Genomic DNA, 16,483 nt, shown 5'->3' with positions numbered 1-16,483 from the left:
ATCGGTCAATGAACAAACCACTCTATTTGAAAAACAGAGAGATAAGGTAAATCTTCATATACCGGTTCAAATAAATGAGCATTTTCCATGCATTTAAAGTATGAAAGCTGTCATATCAAATCTGTGAATATCGACTAAACTGGGGCTCGAGCAGGAAATGGTTTCCTCGCTTGCGCTATGCAATGCCTTAAAGAAGAAGGAGCAATTCCATGTCAGGATGGTATGAATTAAGCAAAAGCAGTAACGATCAATTTAAGTTTGTTCTTAAGGCTGGTAACGGAGAAGTCATCCTCACCAGCGAACTCTACACGGGTAAGAGTGGTGCCATGAATGGTATCGAATCCGTTCAAACCAACTCCCCTATCGAAACCCGATATGCTAAAGAAGTGGCGAAAAACGATAAGCCGTACTTCAATCTAAAAGCCGCGAACCATCAGATCATTGGCACTAGCCAAATGTATTCGAGTACCGCAGCGAGAGACAATGGGATCAAGTCGGTGATGGAGAATGGGAAAACCACGACGATTAAAGATCTAACCTAGATAGGTATGTGCAGAGTGGTGATATTTAGGGAAATAAACGTACCAACAAAAAGCGGGATTTAAAGCGGTAAGTATCTAACAATGCTGGATTTTAGATACAAAAAACCGACTCTATGTCGGTTTAGTCCCTTTGTATAAGGGATGGTACCAGAGGACGGACTCGAACCGTCACGCTTTTAAGGGCGGCGGATTTTGAATCCGCTGTGTCTACCGATTTCACCACTCTGGCATTATCAAAATTAGAGCTAACAAAAACAACTAGCTGGCTCTAAGTGCTGGGAATTATACCTTTGCCTTTGACAATGGCAAGCCCTTTTCAAAGGCTGGGTGGCAAATTAGTTTTAACCGCTCAAAAATCCAACTCTGATAAACCAAGGCCGGTTATTCGGCCCCATGGGCGAGTAAAAATTGGGTATATTCCTTATCGCTCTTTTGAATATGATTGACGAGCCATGCTTTTAAAAATGCCATAAGTTCATCCGCGACATCTTCACCTCTAGCTACCCGCTTTTGAAAATCAAGCACTTGACCAACCAACTGGGCATGCTTTTCCTTATGGGCCACGGTTTGAGGATAGCCAAAACGGGCAAACAATTCTTCTTCATAGGAGAAGTGATTCGCAGTGTAATCCACCAGCCCTTGGACGATGCGCTTAATCGCCTCAAGCCCGTATGCCTCACTTAACGTCCGGTGTAATTCATTGATTAATGATACTAAGCGTTGGTGCTGACGGTTAATCTCTGGCATGCCGATATCAAGCTCTGGTCCCCATTTCACAAACTGTTTGCTTTGTGCTTGGCTGGAATTAAACAACTTGGCATCCACATGGAATCGATGCAGCAGGGAGCCAATTTCCTGCGACATGTTATACACCTTAAGGCTGGATAAGTTGGTGTGGTTGGTATGGCGTGCATTTTTTAATGCTAGATCGGCCATCACACTGATATTTTTGTTAATTTCCTCGGCAACCGCATGTTGCTCTTCGGATGCCGTAGCAATTTGATGGGACATATCGGTAATGCTTTCAACCTGAGTCACTATGTCACCAAGGGCTTGATGAGCTTGCTCCACCATCAGGGCGGTTTCGTCGGCAATAGTGACATTCTTAAGCATCACTTCTACGCTCTGCTGCGCGCCCTTTTGCAAGGTTGTGATCTGCTGCTGAATTTCGGCGGTAGCCTCTGAGGTGCGTTTAGCTAAGTTACGCACTTCATCGGCAACCACCGCAAAGCCGCGACCATGTTCACCGGCACGCGCACTCTCAATCGCCGCATTGAGCGCCAATAGATTTGTTTGCTCCGCCACTTGGGAGATGGTTTCAATAATACTGCTGATGCTATTGGTATCGTCGGCAAGGTGCTCAATAACGCCTTTAGTTTGGTGAATTTGCGATTTCATATCGTTGATTTTATTTACGATAGTGCCAATTAGCTCATCACCATGTTTCGCCGAACCTTGGGCAATATCGGCCGCTCGTGCCGTACTGGCGGCATTTTGTGACACTTCTTGTACTGTGGAGACCATCTGCGTCATGGCCGTTGCTGCCAGTTCGGTTTGACGTTCCTGCTCGAGCACGCCCTGTTTTGCCTGCTCACTGATCGCTTTGATATCGGTCGCGACTTTCTTCATCCATTCGCTGGTATCGACGAGGGAGAGAATCGTGCGACTAACATCCTCGCCCATGCGGTTGATACTGTGAACTACCGTGATAAACACACCCGCATCTTTCTCATCGAGCTGATAACTTAAATCCCCATCACCCAAATGATGAGCTGCGCGTTCTAAGTGCCTTAAGTTACGGATTAATTTGTTAATGTTTAAAAAGAGAATCACGGCAAGAGCAATTAAACAGAGCGTCGCCACCCAATGCGCACTAGTGACTAAACAATAGAGGGGATATAAGAGTAAGACCATAGGCGCAAAGATAATACCGTAGCCCATGGTGCCATTCTTAGCTGTAACATTGGCCATTTTTGGCTCCTTCCAAAATGCAGTCGACTCAATCAACAACTCGTTAGGTAAAGTTCAGATCTCAATATCATTTCGTGACAGGCACTCTTAAGACTAGTTCTTAACGAGACAAGAAACAAAGGCAAGACAATAGAGATAAGTGCTATTTCATTCAAGCCTAAATTTGAACCACATCACATAGTTAACTTGTGGTTACAACTTTGTTTTAAGATGTCGGATTTTTATTGATCAGGATCAGTATTTAGAAACATTAAGGACGCTAGTGTAGAGGGGACTTCACAGGAAAGAGGATTTCAATCATGGCATTTTGGTTAGATTTAATGTTCGGTAACCCAATTGGTTTACTCTCAATGATCGTTATCTTTAGCACTATAGGGATAATTTCTTATATCACTTGGATGTTCATTGTGAAGTCCGCGCAACAATCGTAGTTTTTGCTTCCAAATTGTTATTCTGTTCATTGTAAAAATTGCACGTTGTTATGGGGGTTAATCTAACCCCCATTTTTTGTGCCTGTGATTTCTGCTTTAGCACACAACCTGCATTAAGCAGCGTGTTTACGGCTTTGCACTACCCCATTTAAAAACTGCGGGCGCGCTTTAATCAAGTGCTGCATTTCTTCCTGGCTCGGTTCACCTGCGGGTAAACGCAGCACGCCACGATTAAGATACATGCGTGCCTTCATCGAAATTTTATAATCCGCCGTAGGGCCTTGGATCGCATAATGGCGCTCATTACCTAAACATTCGAGGATGCAGGCATTGAGTAAGCTTTTTACTGCGGGTTCATTTTGTGGCAATGTCAAAATGGTGGCGCCCTGTAAAAAGAACTCCCGTAATAAAGCGCGCTCGGCACGGTCCATCAGATTGACCTTAGCCTCAATCGTTTCGATCATTCGTTTATCACTCAAGTGACGAATCGACTCATCTAAGCCAAGGTTCAATAATTGCGTTAAAAAATAAGCAATAGAGATAATCAGCCCTAGGCCAACAAAATGGGCATGCTCGGGGACAAACTTATCCAACGCCAGCATGGCAAGCACATTGGATGGGATCGCCAATAACACAGCGCAGCTTACCATTAGCCACAGCATGACTCGAAACATCATCTTTTTAGGGCTAAACAATTTCACTGAATCCAGTTTGAATTTAATCATAGTCTTATCCCAGCGACAAAAAATTGAACTTAGACGGCATCAAGCAAGTTTGATGCCAGTGTATCAGTCAAAATTGCGGGATATTTCATGGAGATAAAATGCACAATCTGGATGCTTGAGTCTATGCTTATAAGCATCCAACTCGCTATTAGCTATAGATAATTTAAGATGCCGACTTTCTTTAGCCAATTTATTAAAAGCCCGATAGGCAGGCATCTCACCTTGTCTATTATTCTCTTTAGCTCCCTCATCACCTTAGTGACAACGGCCTATCAGCTGATTAACGACTATCGCGGCGATGTGACTCGTATTGATCGCGTATTCTCCAATATTGAAAAAGCCAATCTCGATGTACTCGCCGCCAGCATTTGGGTTATCGATGAAAGACTGATTAATACTCAGTTGAATGGTTTAATCCAACTACCTGATATTAATTATATTTCGATAAAAGATGATAGCGGCCAATCGTGGAACGCCGGCAATAAGAAACCAACCCATACCCTCAATAAAGTGTTTCCTCTGGTGTATAAGTCGCCAACTGACAGCATTAATGTCGGCACTTTAGAGGTTCAAGTGGATATGGATGCCATTTACCAACGCCTCTACGATAAAGCCATTCTGATCTTGCTCTCCAATGCGATAAAAACCTTCTTAGTCGCTGGATTTATTCTGTTTTTAGTCTGGTACAACATCACTAAACACTTAGACAAACTCAGTAATTACTGCAAACGCATCGATCTCGATACCGATGTCGAGCCATTAGCCTTCGATCGCAAACAAAAAGTCGATGAATTCACCCAAGTTGCCGATGCCATCAACAATATGCAGTCGCAACTGCGCGGCTCATTCGCAGCCTTAAAACGCTCTAAAACCGAATTGCAAACTGCCTTAGAGGATAGAGAACGCTTACTGACGCTCGAACGCAGTTATAAGGAAGAACTCGCAAGGCAAGTCAAAGAAAGAACACAGGAATTAGAGCAATCATTAACGGCGCTGAAACGGGCGCAGCAAGTGTTAGTCGAGCAGGAAAAAATGGCGGCATTGGGCGGTTTAGTCTCGGGAGTGGCCCATGAGATCAATACACCTATCGGCATTTGTTTGACGGCGGCCAGTACCCAACTGAGTCATATCGAAGAGCTTATCGAGCTTATACATAGCGAGCATGCCACTCTAGATGAAATCAACGCCATTTTAGATGAGTACCAAGAAAGCTGTGAGTTGATAGTTCGTAATATCAGTAAGGCCAGTAGCCTGATCCAAAAATTTAAAACGATCGCCATCGACCGTAGCCACGAAGAACATCAATGTATCAATCTGCAACGTCAGCTTAAGGAGATTTTAGAATCGACCTTAATTATGTATCCCAAGGTCAAAGCCCAAACTCAGCTACAGGTTAATTCTGCGCTCAACATCCAGACCAATGTCAGCCTGCTCAATCAAATCGTCAGTAATATTCTCTCTAATGCCTTCACCCATGCCTTTCAGGATAGAGAAGATAATCTGATCCAAATTACGGCTAAGCTAGAGCAAGACTACGTGAATATCAGCATTGAAAACAATGGTATTGCCATTCCACCCGAGGTGGCAGAGCATATGTTTGAGCCCTTCTTTACCACCAGCAGGAGTAAAGGTGGCACAGGCTTAGGCTTATCCGCCGCCTTCAATGCCGCCACGTTGCTAAAGGGCACCATGAACTATCAAGCAGACTCACAACTGGGCGGCGCACAGTTTAATATCCGCATTCCCCTCACCCAATGCGATTCGCCCAAACTCACCACACACCATGACTTTACGATTTGATGGAGTGTCTGATACGAGTTTGATGACAAGTGGAGCCAGTGGAAGGCGAATAAAGCAAACACTGGCGTCACTAAACAAAAATCCACAGCATTGGCTGTGGATTTAGTTTTTAACCTTGAGACTTTATCTTATCGATTACCGCTTATTCACTCGCAGCTTATTCATCTACGGCAGGTTCATTTGCAATTTGGGCGAGCCTAGCGAGTACGCGGCTTGCTGCTACAAAGCCAAAGGTGCCTGTCACCATAGTGACGGCGCCAAAGCCTGAAGCACAATCCATACGCATCGAGCCATCTGCGCTAGCCTTGCTGTTACACACGGAACCATCGGCCTGGGGATAAACTAATTGCTCGCTGGAAAACACCGCATCGACGGCAAAACGGCGCTGCACATTCTTAGAGAAGTTATATTCACGGCGCAGAATATTACGCACTTTGGCCAGTAAAGGATCTTGATAGGTCTTAGCCAGATCGGTGAGCTGAATTTGCGTAGGATCGGTTTGACCACCCGCGCCACCAACCGTCACTATCTTAATTTTTTGACGTTTACACCAAGCAATCAGCGCCGCCTTTTGTTTAACGGCATCAATACAATCAACCACATAATCAATATTGCCCCCAGCCTTTGCCCCGAGCAAATACTCACCGAGGTTATCGACCGTAATAAAGTCTTCCACTTCATTGACTTGGCAATCAGGATTGATCGCACGGATCCGCTGCGCCATTACCGCCACTTTAGACTCGCCTACTGTCGATGTCAGTGCATGAATTTGACGGTTAGTATTAGTCACGCAGATATCATCCAAATCAATCAAGGTGATTTGACCAATACCACTGCGCGCCAACGCCTCAGCCGCCCATGTGCCAACGCCGCCAATGCCAATCACCACCACATGGGAGGCGGCAAATTTAACCAGCGCCTTTTGCCCGTACAAGCGGCCAATGCCACCAAAGCGATTCTGATAGGCTTCAGTCATCAATACTTACCTTATATCTAACTAACAATGGCCGCCCTTAGAGGATGTGAAAGACAATCTACAGCAGCGTAACGCAATAAAAATGCACCGTGGATTTTATACGATTTGGGCGAAAAACCGAAATCTATCTCAGCCAAGGTGTACCTAGTTGCACTCAGATACAAAAGTACCGCAAATGTGGTAATTAACACTTTCCTGAATCACCTATCCATACATTAGGTAAAATCAGATTAAAAATGCGTTTTCACCTTGTAAAACATGATGTTGAAAACAGTACCATTTCAGCACGAAGCGATCTTGATCACATTTTAAATTCATTCACCTGCCACACTGCGCTGCATCAAAGCGCCTCCAACCGCAGTGAAAAGAGATAACTCTTGCTGCATAAAAATAATGATATAAGCACAGGAAAATGAAGATGAAAAAGAATCTGCTCACTACAGCGATTACCGCGAGTCTCGCATTTTGCTCATTCAACTCCCTAGCCGATGGCCCAGAATTTTATGGCCATGTCGACCTGAGTATCACTGACTCAGAAAAAGGCTATGCCGCTCAAAATCAGAAAGAGGGCACAGTACTCGAAAACAACTTTTCATGGGTGGGTGTCAAAGGCTCTGAAAGCGTTAGCCCTTACTTTGATATCATCTATCAAATGGAATTTGGCGTAGAAAACTTTGATAACTCGAATAAAACCTTCAATGCACGTAATACCTTCCTCGGTGTGAGAAGTGTTGCCGGCACAGTGTTAGCCGGTCGTAACGATACAGTATTTAAAACCTCTGAAGGCGGTTTTGATTTGTTCGGCAATACCAACGCCGATATCGACCTGTTACTAGCGGGCCAAACGCGCTCCGCCGATGGTATTTCCTATTATTCTCCAAAGATCGCCGAGCTTATCACCTTCAACGCCACTTATTTGATGAGTGATAACTATGATCAACGCGATAGCCAAGGCAACGAAGTTTACAGCCAAGATCAAATGTATGCCTTAAGTGCCACCTTAGGCGACAAAACCTTCAAGACCCACAATTACTATGTGGCCGCCGCCTATAACGACGGTATCGAAAATATCGAAGCCTACCGTGGTGTGGCTCAAGCAAAATTTGGGGATTTTCTCTTTGGTGCCATTTATCAGCACAGTGAGCATATTGATGATAGATTCTCCAACCTCTCGGGTGAGACCTATTTTGTCAATGCAGCTTATCTGATGGGTGATGTGAAATTTAAGTTGGTTTACGGCAAAGATGACTCAGGTTTAGGTAAATATGTCAGCCGTTTTGTCGGCAGCCAAGACAGTGGCAACCTTGAGCAAGTCAGCGATGTTGACCTGCAACAGCTCAGTGTAGGCGCAGATTACCGACTCAGTACTAAGACTATGGTCTATGGTCACTACACTCGCTTCGACGGCGACCTTATGCTAGCAGGTACAAAACAAGACTTAGATGACAATGTGTTTACTGTAGGTTTACGTATTGATTTCTAATAGTATTATCCTAATTCAAAAGTGATGATATTTGATAAAAAAGCGGCTTTGGCCGCTTTTTTATTGTACCTCATACTAAATAGCACTCTCTCTCCCCATTTATGACAAACTTGCGACAACATTAGTATATGCTACAGTTAGCGTCGCCGACTCACTTAAGCCTTGGCGCTTTACCTACCTCTTTAGTAGTAAGTGAAAAATACCGTTTTACCACTTTCACGCCGATTTGCGGTTGAGATATAGGGAAATATCCTAAAAAACCCCGAATACGGACAAGGAGAGCCAAAAACATGATCTGCAACACAGCCAGTAAGTCGTAAAACTGTAAAAATCGGCGGCAACTTTGTTACCGATTCCAGTAACAAATGTGTTAAACCACACAAAAACCATGAAAAATGGAAAAGAACTTAGGTTCGAGGGAGCACAAAACATGAAAAAGACATTCATCTCTGCATCAGTTGCATCAGTACTGGCACTGGCTTCATTCGGCGCGCTAGCCGAAGGCCCAAGCTTCTACGGTCGTTTAGAGCTTGCAGTAACCAATACTGAGACAGGTGCAACTCTACAATCTGGTACTAACGGCTTAGACGCAAACTATGCCGATGAGAACAACGCTGGTACCTATTTAGAAAACAACTTCTCTCTATTAGGTGTTAAAGGTTCTGAAAAGATCGCTGATGGCTATGATGTTGTTTATCAAATGGAATTCCAAGTTGAAAACACTTCTGGCACTGGTGATGTTTTCAAAGCTCGTAACACTTACTTAGGTTTAAAAACTAACGCAGGTACTGTGTTAGTGGGTCGTAACGACACTGTATTCAAACAAGCTGAAGGCGCGGTTGACGTATTTGGTAACACCAACGCGGATATCGACCGTTTAGTTAGCGCTCAAACTCGTAGCGCTGACGGTGTTTGGTACTACTCTCCAAAAATCGCTGACTTAGTGACATTAAACGCAACTTACCTGTTCGACGATAATGACACTACTGCTAAAACTAACGAAAGCTTATACGCTCTGAGCGCGACTCTGGGTGATAGCAAGTTTAAAGAGCAAAACTACTATGTAGCAGTTGCTTACAACAAAGGTATTGCTGGTGTTGACGCATACCGTGGTGTAGCTCAAGTTAAATTTGGTGATTTCAAAGTTGGTGGTTTATTCCAAAACTCTGAAAGCGTAACTGACAGCTCTGTTGACGGTAACACTTACTTCGTGAACGTAGTTTACACCTTAAACGGTGTTAACCTGAAAGCTGAATACGGTTCAGACGAAGCTGGTTTCGGTAACTACTACAAAAACGTAAACAAAGGTGGCGCAACTGGTACTGATATCAGCGTGCAAAACTTCAACGTTGGTGCAGACTACCGTTTATCTAAATCAACTATGGTATATGGCCAATACGCAATGTACCGTGGTGATCATGTCGTAGCTGGTAACAAAGTTGACTTACAAGACGACAACGTATTCTCTGTAGGTGTACGTTACGACTTCTAATATCCTTTCGGATATTCGCTAATAAAAACCTACCGCTTGCGGTAGGTTTTTTTATGCCTTGTATTTAAGACAAGTGACTCTTTAGTGCATAACACAAGTCATAAAAAAGCCACTCAAGTGACACTTAAGTGGCTTTGATTAGCCTGTTTCGATTACAGCTTACACAAGCTCAAATTAACAGTTAAATGCTAGGTAAAACCTCTGCGCCTTCGCCTAATTCCACGCTATCAACACGCTGTAACCCGCGCGGTAGTTTGGCGCCACGGCGGCCACGTTCACCACGATAATGCTCTAAATCGCTCGGTTTTAAAGTGAGTTTACGCTTACCCGCCCATAGAGTCACAGGTGTGTCGGCTGGCACTAACTGTAAATGGGTCATCAGTTCTTCACGATTCTTAGCACGCTCGCTTGGAATACCGATAATCTTGTTTCCTTTGCCCTTAGACAATTGTGGTAATGCTTCCAATGAAAACAGCAACATACGGCCTTCATTGGTGATAGCAAGAATCGACATCTCACGATTGCGGTCAATCGGTCTCGGCGGTAAGGACTTAGCATTCGTCGGCAGGCTTAACAGGGCTTTACCCGCCTTGTTGCGCGAAACCATATCATTGTAAGTACAGATAAAACCGTAACCCGCATCGGTGGCGAGCAGGAAACATTGCTCGTCTTCACCCAAAATCACATGCTGCATGGTTTCACCCGGCGCCATATTAAAGCGCGTAGTAATTGGCTCACCTTGGCTGCGGGCCGATGGCAGGCTGTGACTGTCGGTCGCAAAAGCGCGGCCCGATGAATCAATAAATACCGCCGCCTGATTGCTGCGCCCCATCGCACTGCATAGATATTGATCGCCAGCTTTATAGGACAAAGACTCGGCATCGATATCATGGCCCTTAGCACAACGCACCCAGCCTTTTTCAGATAACACCACAGTCACTGGCTCGCTCGGCGTCAGCTCTTGCTCGGTTAAGGCACGGGACTCATGGCGCTCAACAATCGGTGAGCGGCGATCGTCACCATAGGTTTCGCCATCTTGAATTAATTCTTTCTTGATCAAGGTTTTTAAGCGACGGTCTGAGCCTAATAACTGCTCTAATTTCTCGCGCTCGGCTTCAAGCTCATCCTGCTCGGCCTTGATTTTAAACTCTTCTAGCTTGGCTAAATGACGTAATTTTAACTCGAGGATGGCTTCTGCTTGCCTATCCGTCAGGTTAAAGCGCGCCATTAACTCGGCCTTTGGCTCATCGTGGAAGCGAATGATTTCAATCACTTCATCGATATTGAGGAAGGCAATCATCAAGGCTTCGAGGATATGTAACCGTGCCAGCACTTTATCGAGTCGATACTCGAGGCGACGTCTTACGGTATCGACACGGAACTCTAACCATTCGGTTAATAAGTCTTTTAGCCCCTTCACCCGTGGGCGACCATCGAGTCCCAGTACGTTAAGGTTTACCCTAAAGCTTTTCTCAAGATCTGTGGTCGCAAACAAGTGCGCCATAAGTTGGTCGCAATCGACGCGGTTTGAGCGCGGCACTACCACCAGTCGCACCGGGTTTTCATGGTCGGACTCATCACGTAAGTCCGCCACCATAGGCAATTTTTTCGCCTGCATCTGGGCGGCGATTTGCTCTAAAATCTTACCGCTACTGGCTTGGTGTGGCAGTGCTGTGATCACTATCTCACCCGCTTCGACGCTATACACTGCTCGGGCTTTTATGGAGCCACGGCCCGTTTCATAGACTTTGGCAATGTCGGCCGATGGCGTGATGATCTCGGCTTCAGTCGGATAATCCGGTCCTGGCACATAGCCCATCAACTGCTCAAGTTCGAGTTTAGGATCGTCCAGCAGCGCCACACAGGCATTGACTAACTCCCTGGCATTATGGGGCGGAATATCCGTCGCCATGCCCACAGCAATACCTGTGATGCCATTGAGTAAAATATGCGGTAAACGCGCAGGCAGCACTTTAGGTTCTTTCAAGGTGCCATCGAAGTTAGCGCCCCACTCAACCGTTCCTTGTCCAAGTTCTGACAATAAGACTTCGGAGAACTTAGACAGGCGCGCCTCGGTATAACGCATCGCTGCGAAGGACTTAGGATCGTCTGGCGCCCCCCAGTTACCTTGACCATCTACCAACGGATAACGGTAAGAAAATGGCTGCGCCATCAGCACCATAGCCTCATAACAGGCGCTGTCGCCATGGGGATGGTACTTACCTAATACGTCACCGACGGTACGGGCTGATTTTTTATGTTTTGACTGAGCCGATAACCCGAGCTCACTCATGGCATAAATAATCCGCCGTTGTACAGGCTTAAGCCCGTCACCAATATGGGGCAAGGCTCGGTCCATGATGACGTACATGGAATAATTCAGATAAGCTTCTTCGGTAAAGCGCCGCAGGGGCATCTGCTCTACGCCATCTAAGCTTAACTTGATCGCGTCACTCATTTTCTTCTAGTTCCTGTGGTTCTTCAGTCGTATCGCCATCCTTATAAAACAGTCGATACACGTTACCTTTTAAATCATCCGAAATGTACATAGCACCATCATCTGCCGACAACAAGGCATAGGGACGGGCAACGGGAAACTCACCGTCGAGGAAACTGACTACGGTTTCACGACTCACCACCTGCTGATTTTCAAGCTTCAACATGACGATTTGATAACCCACTTTGCTCGAACGGTTCCACGAACCATTTTCGGCGACAAAGAGCTGATTATGATACATTTCAGGGAATTGCTTGCCGCGATAAAACGCCAGTCCCGTGGGCGCCACATGGGCCGGCAGTTCATATACTGGGACGGTAATTTTTAAATTCTTCGGTTTTTCGTAGGCCGGCTCGACCACTGACGAGGCATGCAAATAGGGGAATCCATAATGGCTACCGACCACATCGATACGGTTGATTTCATCGGGTGGTAAGTTATCTCCCATCCAATCACGACCTTGGTCGGCAAACCATAACTTGCCATCTTGGGGAGACCAGTCAAATCCGGTCGCATCCCGTACGCCCAGCGCTATTTGCTCACTGGCACCCGTATCGACATTAATTGCAATAATGCTGCTGTAGGGCGCACTCGCCTCACATACGTTGCACGGTGCGCCGATAGAAACATACAACCTGCCATCGGGACCAAAATTCATCGCACGGGTACTTTTCTTATCGGATTCAGGCAGATCGCTATAGATGTCTTTAGGGCGACTGGGGCGACGCAAGCGCTGCTCGATATCAATAAAACGTACGATACGGTTTTCTGTCGCAACAAAAAGATCGCCATTATGGAAGGCTATCGCATCGGGAGATTCCAGCCCTTTGGCAATCACATAACGTTTATCGACGCGGCCATCTTGATTGCTGTCAACGAGCGCATGCACAGTGCCACTCTTATTGGAGCCCACAAAGAGCGTACCATTCGAGCCCATGGCTATCTGCTTTGCATCCCCGAGATCGGAGGCATAAAGGGATAAACCAAATCCCTTCGACACGGTAATCATGATCGACTGAGACCCCGCTATCGCCGCCTGGCTCGTTAATAACGCCAGACTCGCCAGTAGGGCCCCGAAGGCAGAGAATACCCTTAAATATTTATAATTATTAGTTTTTATATACAACATGGTAATTTTCTTTATGCCTAAGTTTTATTGTTATCGGCAATAGTGCACAACATTAAAGTACCGCCATGTCACCCTTATCCTCGAGCCAGTTTTTACGATCGGGCGAACGTTTCTTAGCCAGCAACATATCCATCAGTGAGTCAGTTTCTTCTACATCATCAATGGTTAACTGAACTAAACGGCGAGTGTTTGGATCCATAGTCGTTTCACGCAATTGCAGCGGGTTCATCTCACCCAGACCTTTAAAGCGCGTAACTTGGACCTTACCCTTTTTATTCTCGGCAGTAATACGGTCGAGAATACCTTCTTTTTCAGCCTCATCTAAGGCGTAATAAACGTCTTTACCTATATCGATACGGAACAGCGGTGGCATAGCGATATAGACATGGCCGTGTTCGACCAGCACACGGTAATGTTTCAGAAACAGGGCGCAGAGTAAAGTTGCAATATGTAGCCCGTCGGAGTCCGCGTCGGCGAGAATACAAATCTTGCCATATCTTAGCTCGGAGATATCGTTGCTATCGGGATCGCAACCAATCGCCACCGAGATGTCATGCACTTCCTGCGAGGCCAACACCTGTGAAGCATCCACCTCCCACGTGTTTAGGATTTTACCGCGCAGCGGCATAATGGCCTGAAACTCACGATCGCGCGCCTGCTTCGCACTGCCGCCCGCAGAGTCCCCTTCCACTAAGAAGAGTTCGCCGCGCATCGGATCTTGGCCGCTACAGTCGGTCAATTTACCCGGTAATGCCGGGCCAGAGGTGACTTTTTTACGGGCCACTTTTTTCGCGGCTTTTAAGCGGCGCTGGGCGTTGTTAATACACATGTCCGCCAGCGACTCGGCCAATTCGGTATTCGAGTTGAGCCACAGTGAAAACGCGTCACGCACAATGCCAGAGACAAAAGCAGAGCTTTGACGGCTCGAGAGTTTCTCTTTGGTTTGACCGGCAAACTGCGGATCTTGCATCTTCACCGAGAGAATGAAGGCGGCGCGGTCCCAAATATCCTCAGGCGATAGCTTGATGCCGCGGGGGATCAGATTACGAAACTCGCAAAACTCGCGCATCGACTCCAGCAAACCTTGGCGGAAACCGTTCACGTGGGTTCCACCCAATGGCGTTGGGATCAAGTTAACATAGCTTTCGTTAATCGCATCGCCACCTTCAGGCAGCCAAGTAATGGCCCAATCAGCGGCTTCGATTTGGCCTTTAAAGCTGCCGATAAAGGGCTCTTCTGGCAGCATTAAATTATCGCCAACCGCCGCCTTGAGATAATCGGTTAAACCACTCTCGTAGTACCATTCATGGACTTCATTGGTGTGCTTATTGGTAAATTTGATCCTAAGGCCTGGGCACAACACGGCCTTAGCGCGCAGCAAATAGATGAGTTTAGAGTTGGAGAAATTCGCCGAATCGAAATAACTAGCGTCAGGCCAGAAATGCACTCGGGTACCAGTATTGCGACGCCCACAAGTACCAGTAACTTTTAACTCTTCAACCTTAAAGCCATTTTCAAAAGCAATATCATACACTTGGCCGTCACGGCGTACCGTCACTTCAACGCGACGAGACAGGGCGTTAACCACCGAAATCCCCACACCGTGCAAACCACCGGAGAATTGGTAATTTTTATTCGAAAATTTACCGCCGGCATGCAGTTTAGTAAGGATGAGTTCGACCCCAGGAATACCTTCTTCAGGGTGAATATCGACCGGCATCCCTCGACCATCGTCGGTGACTTCAAGGGAATTATCGGTATGGAGCACAACTTCGATTTTAGTGGCGTGGCCCGCTAAGGCCTCGTCCACACTGTTATCTATGACCTCTTGGCCTAAGTGGTTAGGTCGGGTGGTATCGGTATACATACCTGGACGGCGTTTAACTGGGTCGAGTCCGTTAAGAACTTCAATGGCGTCAGAGGTGTATTGATTCGTCATAGTGTACGCTATAAGTTGTTATATCCGGCCATGTTGCGGCTCTGGACGACTATTTGTCAAGGTAAGTGTAAAAATTGGCTTACAGTTTGCAGATATCGCTCATAACCTACAAAACTGTGATCGCCACCGGATTCAATCCGTAACTGGCAATGGTGATACTTATGCAGTGCTTCTCGATAATCCAGCACTTCATCGCCCGTTTGCAATAGTACCAAAAAACGATCGGGATTGCGGATAACAGCCGTATTAAATTCAGCCACTTCCAGCTTATGTTCCAGCAAAACCTGATAATGCTCTTCGGTATAAGGGTTAAATTGCGGTCCCATAAATTCATCAAACAGCTCAAAGGGCTTAACGGCCGGATTCACCAACACAGCGCGGCCACCATAATGTTCTGCCAAGTAACTCGCAAAATATCCCCCCAAGGATGAGCCGATATAATTGAGTGGCTCGCCCGCTTGCTTGGCAGCCTCAACATATTGCTGCAGCAAGGCCATGGCGGCCTTAGGTGTATTGGGTAATTGCGGTTGATGGAAGGCTAAGGAAGGGTGATGCTCGGCCATATACTGCGCCGTCATCACCGCTTTATCGGAGAAAGGTGAACTGTTGAATCCGTGAATATAGAGCAGCATAGTTCCTCAAGCTGCGGTCACTCGCGTTAATAACCGCTGGAATCTTTATCGGGGGAAAACAGATTTCCCGGCACGCGATACACATTAGTGCAGATGCTACCATCGGCCTTCAGCTCCAGCAAACGATAACCGGGTTGCAGTCCATCGAGGGCAAAATAAGGCGATTGCGGTTTAAACTGAATACAAGTAGAAGGCGTCGCCATTAATTGTAGCGGGCCATGGGGACCGTCATATTCGGTATCCAACTGTTGATGCACATGGCCCCAGAGTAACCCCTTAACCTGTGGGTATTGGGCGACACGTCTGAGAAACTCTGTGCCGTTATCCATGCAATGTTGGTCTAACCAAGCGCAATTCACCAATATAGGGTTATGGTGCATCACCAGTAGAGTGTGGCGGTCTGGATGCGCGGCTATGGCCTGTTCAATGAGTTCGAATTGACTCTCGGCCATATTGCCGCCGGGCTTTCCCCGCACGGTGGAGTCCAGCATCAAGATTTGCCATTTACCCGCAAGGATACGCTGCTGACCAAAAATCTGCTCGCCCTGCATATGCAAATACATGATCCGCGGATCATCATGATTACCCGGAAGATAATGGCAAGGTAAGTTAAGTGGCGCCACTGCGGCCACAAATTGACGATAGGATTCGGGGGAATAATCTTGGCTTAGATCGCCCGTGGCTAACATCAGATGCGCTGGATAGTCGACAGCGCGGATCGTATTAAGTACAGCAGCAAAACTTTTACTGGTGTTGACCCCTAATAACTGCGCCTCAGGATCGGCAAAAAGGTGCGGATCAGTGACTTGCACTATGCGCACACTTTCTTCTTCAGCTATTGAGTAAGAGACAGCCTCTTTCAGCAC

The 16,483-nt window shown here is 46.4% G+C and carries 13 protein-coding genes and 1 tRNA gene; 5 read left to right on the top strand and 9 right to left on the bottom strand.

Translation table 11 applies throughout. The features are described 5' to 3' along the window. The first annotated feature begins 209 nt into the window (after positions 1-209). A complete protein-coding gene (locus tag K0H59_RS03740; RefSeq protein ID WP_088211068.1) occupies positions 210-542 on the top strand; it encodes a YegP family protein in 333 nt (110 codons plus the stop codon). A 142-nt stretch (positions 543-684) separates the two neighbouring features. Here the strand turns inward: K0H59_RS03740 and K0H59_RS03735 are convergent. Continuing rightward, positions 685-771 (bottom strand) — tRNA-Leu (locus tag K0H59_RS03735). Between the two features lie 152 nt (positions 772-923). Further along, positions 924-2,513 (bottom strand): bacteriohemerythrin, encoded by a 1,590-nt coding sequence (locus K0H59_RS03730; RefSeq protein WP_088211069.1) that lies wholly within the window; start codon positions 2,511-2,513, stop codon positions 924-926. 299 nt (positions 2,514-2,812) lie between these two features. Between K0H59_RS03730 and K0H59_RS03725 the strand changes: the two genes are divergently transcribed. Beyond that, positions 2,813-2,944 carry a DUF3149 domain-containing protein gene (locus K0H59_RS03725; RefSeq protein ID WP_011715898.1) on the top strand — a complete coding sequence of 44 codons (132 nt, stop codon included), beginning with the start codon at positions 2,813-2,815 and terminating at the stop codon, positions 2,942-2,944. A 113-nt stretch (positions 2,945-3,057) separates the two neighbouring features. Here the strand turns inward: K0H59_RS03725 and K0H59_RS03720 are convergent, their stop codons facing one another. Beyond that, the gene (locus K0H59_RS03720; RefSeq protein WP_088211070.1) at positions 3,058-3,669 is read right to left on the bottom strand and encodes a superinfection exclusion B family protein; all 612 of its coding nucleotides are present in this window, start codon (positions 3,667-3,669) and stop codon (positions 3,058-3,060) included. A gap of 168 nt (positions 3,670-3,837) precedes the next feature. Here K0H59_RS03720 and K0H59_RS03715 point away from each other — a divergent pair, with 168 nt between their 5' ends. Next, positions 3,838-5,469, top strand: coding sequence for an ATP-binding protein (locus tag K0H59_RS03715; RefSeq protein WP_220054701.1), 1,632 nt, complete (start codon positions 3,838-3,840; stop codon positions 5,467-5,469). 157 nt (positions 5,470-5,626) lie between these two features. Here K0H59_RS03715 and tcdA read toward each other — a convergent pair whose 3' ends face one another. Then, positions 5,627-6,445: a tRNA cyclic N6-threonylcarbamoyladenosine(37) synthase TcdA gene (tcdA, locus tag K0H59_RS03710; protein ID WP_220054700.1), complete on the bottom strand. Its 819-nt coding sequence runs from the start codon at positions 6,443-6,445 to the stop codon at positions 5,627-5,629. A gap of 418 nt (positions 6,446-6,863) precedes the next feature. Here tcdA and K0H59_RS03705 point away from each other — a divergent pair, with 418 nt between their 5' ends. Next, positions 6,864-7,928 carry a porin gene (locus K0H59_RS03705; RefSeq protein ID WP_220054699.1) on the top strand — a complete coding sequence of 355 codons (1,065 nt, stop codon included), beginning with the start codon at positions 6,864-6,866 and terminating at the stop codon, positions 7,926-7,928. Between the two features lie 430 nt (positions 7,929-8,358). After that, complete coding sequence (locus K0H59_RS03700) at positions 8,359-9,420, top strand: porin (protein ID WP_088211074.1); 1,062 nt, start codon at positions 8,359-8,361, stop codon at positions 9,418-9,420. A gap of 181 nt (positions 9,421-9,601) precedes the next feature. On the opposite strand, the gene parC is transcribed toward K0H59_RS03700, so the two are convergent. The 5 genes from parC to cpdA are packed head-to-tail and all read right to left on the bottom strand — an operon-like array spanning position 9,602 to position 16,483. After that, a complete protein-coding gene (gene parC, locus K0H59_RS03695; RefSeq protein WP_220054698.1) occupies positions 9,602-11,878 on the bottom strand; it encodes a DNA topoisomerase IV subunit A in 2,277 nt (758 codons plus the stop codon). After that, the gene (locus K0H59_RS03690) at positions 11,871-13,046 is read right to left on the bottom strand and encodes a sorbosone dehydrogenase family protein (RefSeq protein ID WP_220054697.1); all 1,176 of its coding nucleotides are present in this window, start codon (positions 13,044-13,046) and stop codon (positions 11,871-11,873) included. Before K0H59_RS03690 ends, parC begins: the two co-directional genes overlap by 8 nt. A 52-nt stretch (positions 13,047-13,098) precedes the next feature. Beyond that, positions 13,099-14,985: a DNA topoisomerase IV subunit B gene (gene parE, locus K0H59_RS03685; RefSeq protein ID WP_220054696.1), complete on the bottom strand. Its 1,887-nt coding sequence runs from the start codon at positions 14,983-14,985 to the stop codon at positions 13,099-13,101. 56 nt (positions 14,986-15,041) lie between these two features. After that, entirely contained in the window at positions 15,042-15,617 is a 576-nt protein-coding gene (locus tag K0H59_RS03680) for a YqiA/YcfP family alpha/beta fold hydrolase (protein ID WP_220054695.1), read from the bottom strand. Positions 15,618-15,643: 26 nt separating this feature from the next. After that, the gene (cpdA, locus tag K0H59_RS03675; RefSeq protein ID WP_220054694.1) at positions 15,644-16,483 is read right to left on the bottom strand and encodes a 3',5'-cyclic-AMP phosphodiesterase; all 840 of its coding nucleotides are present in this window, start codon (positions 16,481-16,483) and stop codon (positions 15,644-15,646) included.

This window comes from Shewanella sp. FJAT-51649 (assembly GCF_019457435.1).
Classification (GTDB): Bacteria; Pseudomonadota; Gammaproteobacteria; order Enterobacterales; family Shewanellaceae; genus Shewanella; species Shewanella mangrovisoli.
The sequence above is the reverse complement of the archived record's forward strand: the minus strand, read 5'-3'. Positions and strand labels throughout refer to the sequence as shown.

What these genes read in the sequence shown, in the direction of transcription:
- K0H59_RS03740 (WP_088211068.1), top strand. Translation starts at nt 210, where the DNA reads ATGTCAGGATGGTATGAATTAAGCAAAAGCAGTAACGATCAATTTAAG.
- K0H59_RS03730 (WP_088211069.1), bottom strand. Translation starts at nt 2,513, where the DNA reads ATGGCCAATGTTACAGCTAAGAATGGCACCATGGGCTACGGTATTATC.
- K0H59_RS03725 (WP_011715898.1), top strand. Translation starts at nt 2,813, where the DNA reads ATGGCATTTTGGTTAGATTTAATGTTCGGTAACCCAATTGGTTTACTC.
- K0H59_RS03720 (WP_088211070.1), bottom strand. Translation starts at nt 3,669, where the DNA reads ATGATTAAATTCAAACTGGATTCAGTGAAATTGTTTAGCCCTAAAAAG.
- K0H59_RS03715 (WP_220054701.1), top strand. Translation starts at nt 3,838, where the DNA reads ATGCCGACTTTCTTTAGCCAATTTATTAAAAGCCCGATAGGCAGGCAT.
- tcdA (WP_220054700.1), bottom strand. Translation starts at nt 6,445, where the DNA reads ATGACTGAAGCCTATCAGAATCGCTTTGGTGGCATTGGCCGCTTGTAC.
- K0H59_RS03705 (WP_220054699.1), top strand. Translation starts at nt 6,864, where the DNA reads ATGAAAAAGAATCTGCTCACTACAGCGATTACCGCGAGTCTCGCATTT.
- K0H59_RS03700 (WP_088211074.1), top strand. Translation starts at nt 8,359, where the DNA reads ATGAAAAAGACATTCATCTCTGCATCAGTTGCATCAGTACTGGCACTG.
- parC (WP_220054698.1), bottom strand. Translation starts at nt 11,878, where the DNA reads ATGAGTGACGCGATCAAGTTAAGCTTAGATGGCGTAGAGCAGATGCCC.
- K0H59_RS03690 (WP_220054697.1), bottom strand. Translation starts at nt 13,046, where the DNA reads ATGTTGTATATAAAAACTAATAATTATAAATATTTAAGGGTATTCTCT.
- parE (WP_220054696.1), bottom strand. Translation starts at nt 14,985, where the DNA reads ATGACGAATCAATACACCTCTGACGCCATTGAAGTTCTTAACGGACTC.
- K0H59_RS03680 (WP_220054695.1), bottom strand. Translation starts at nt 15,617, where the DNA reads ATGCTGCTCTATATTCACGGATTCAACAGTTCACCTTTCTCCGATAAA.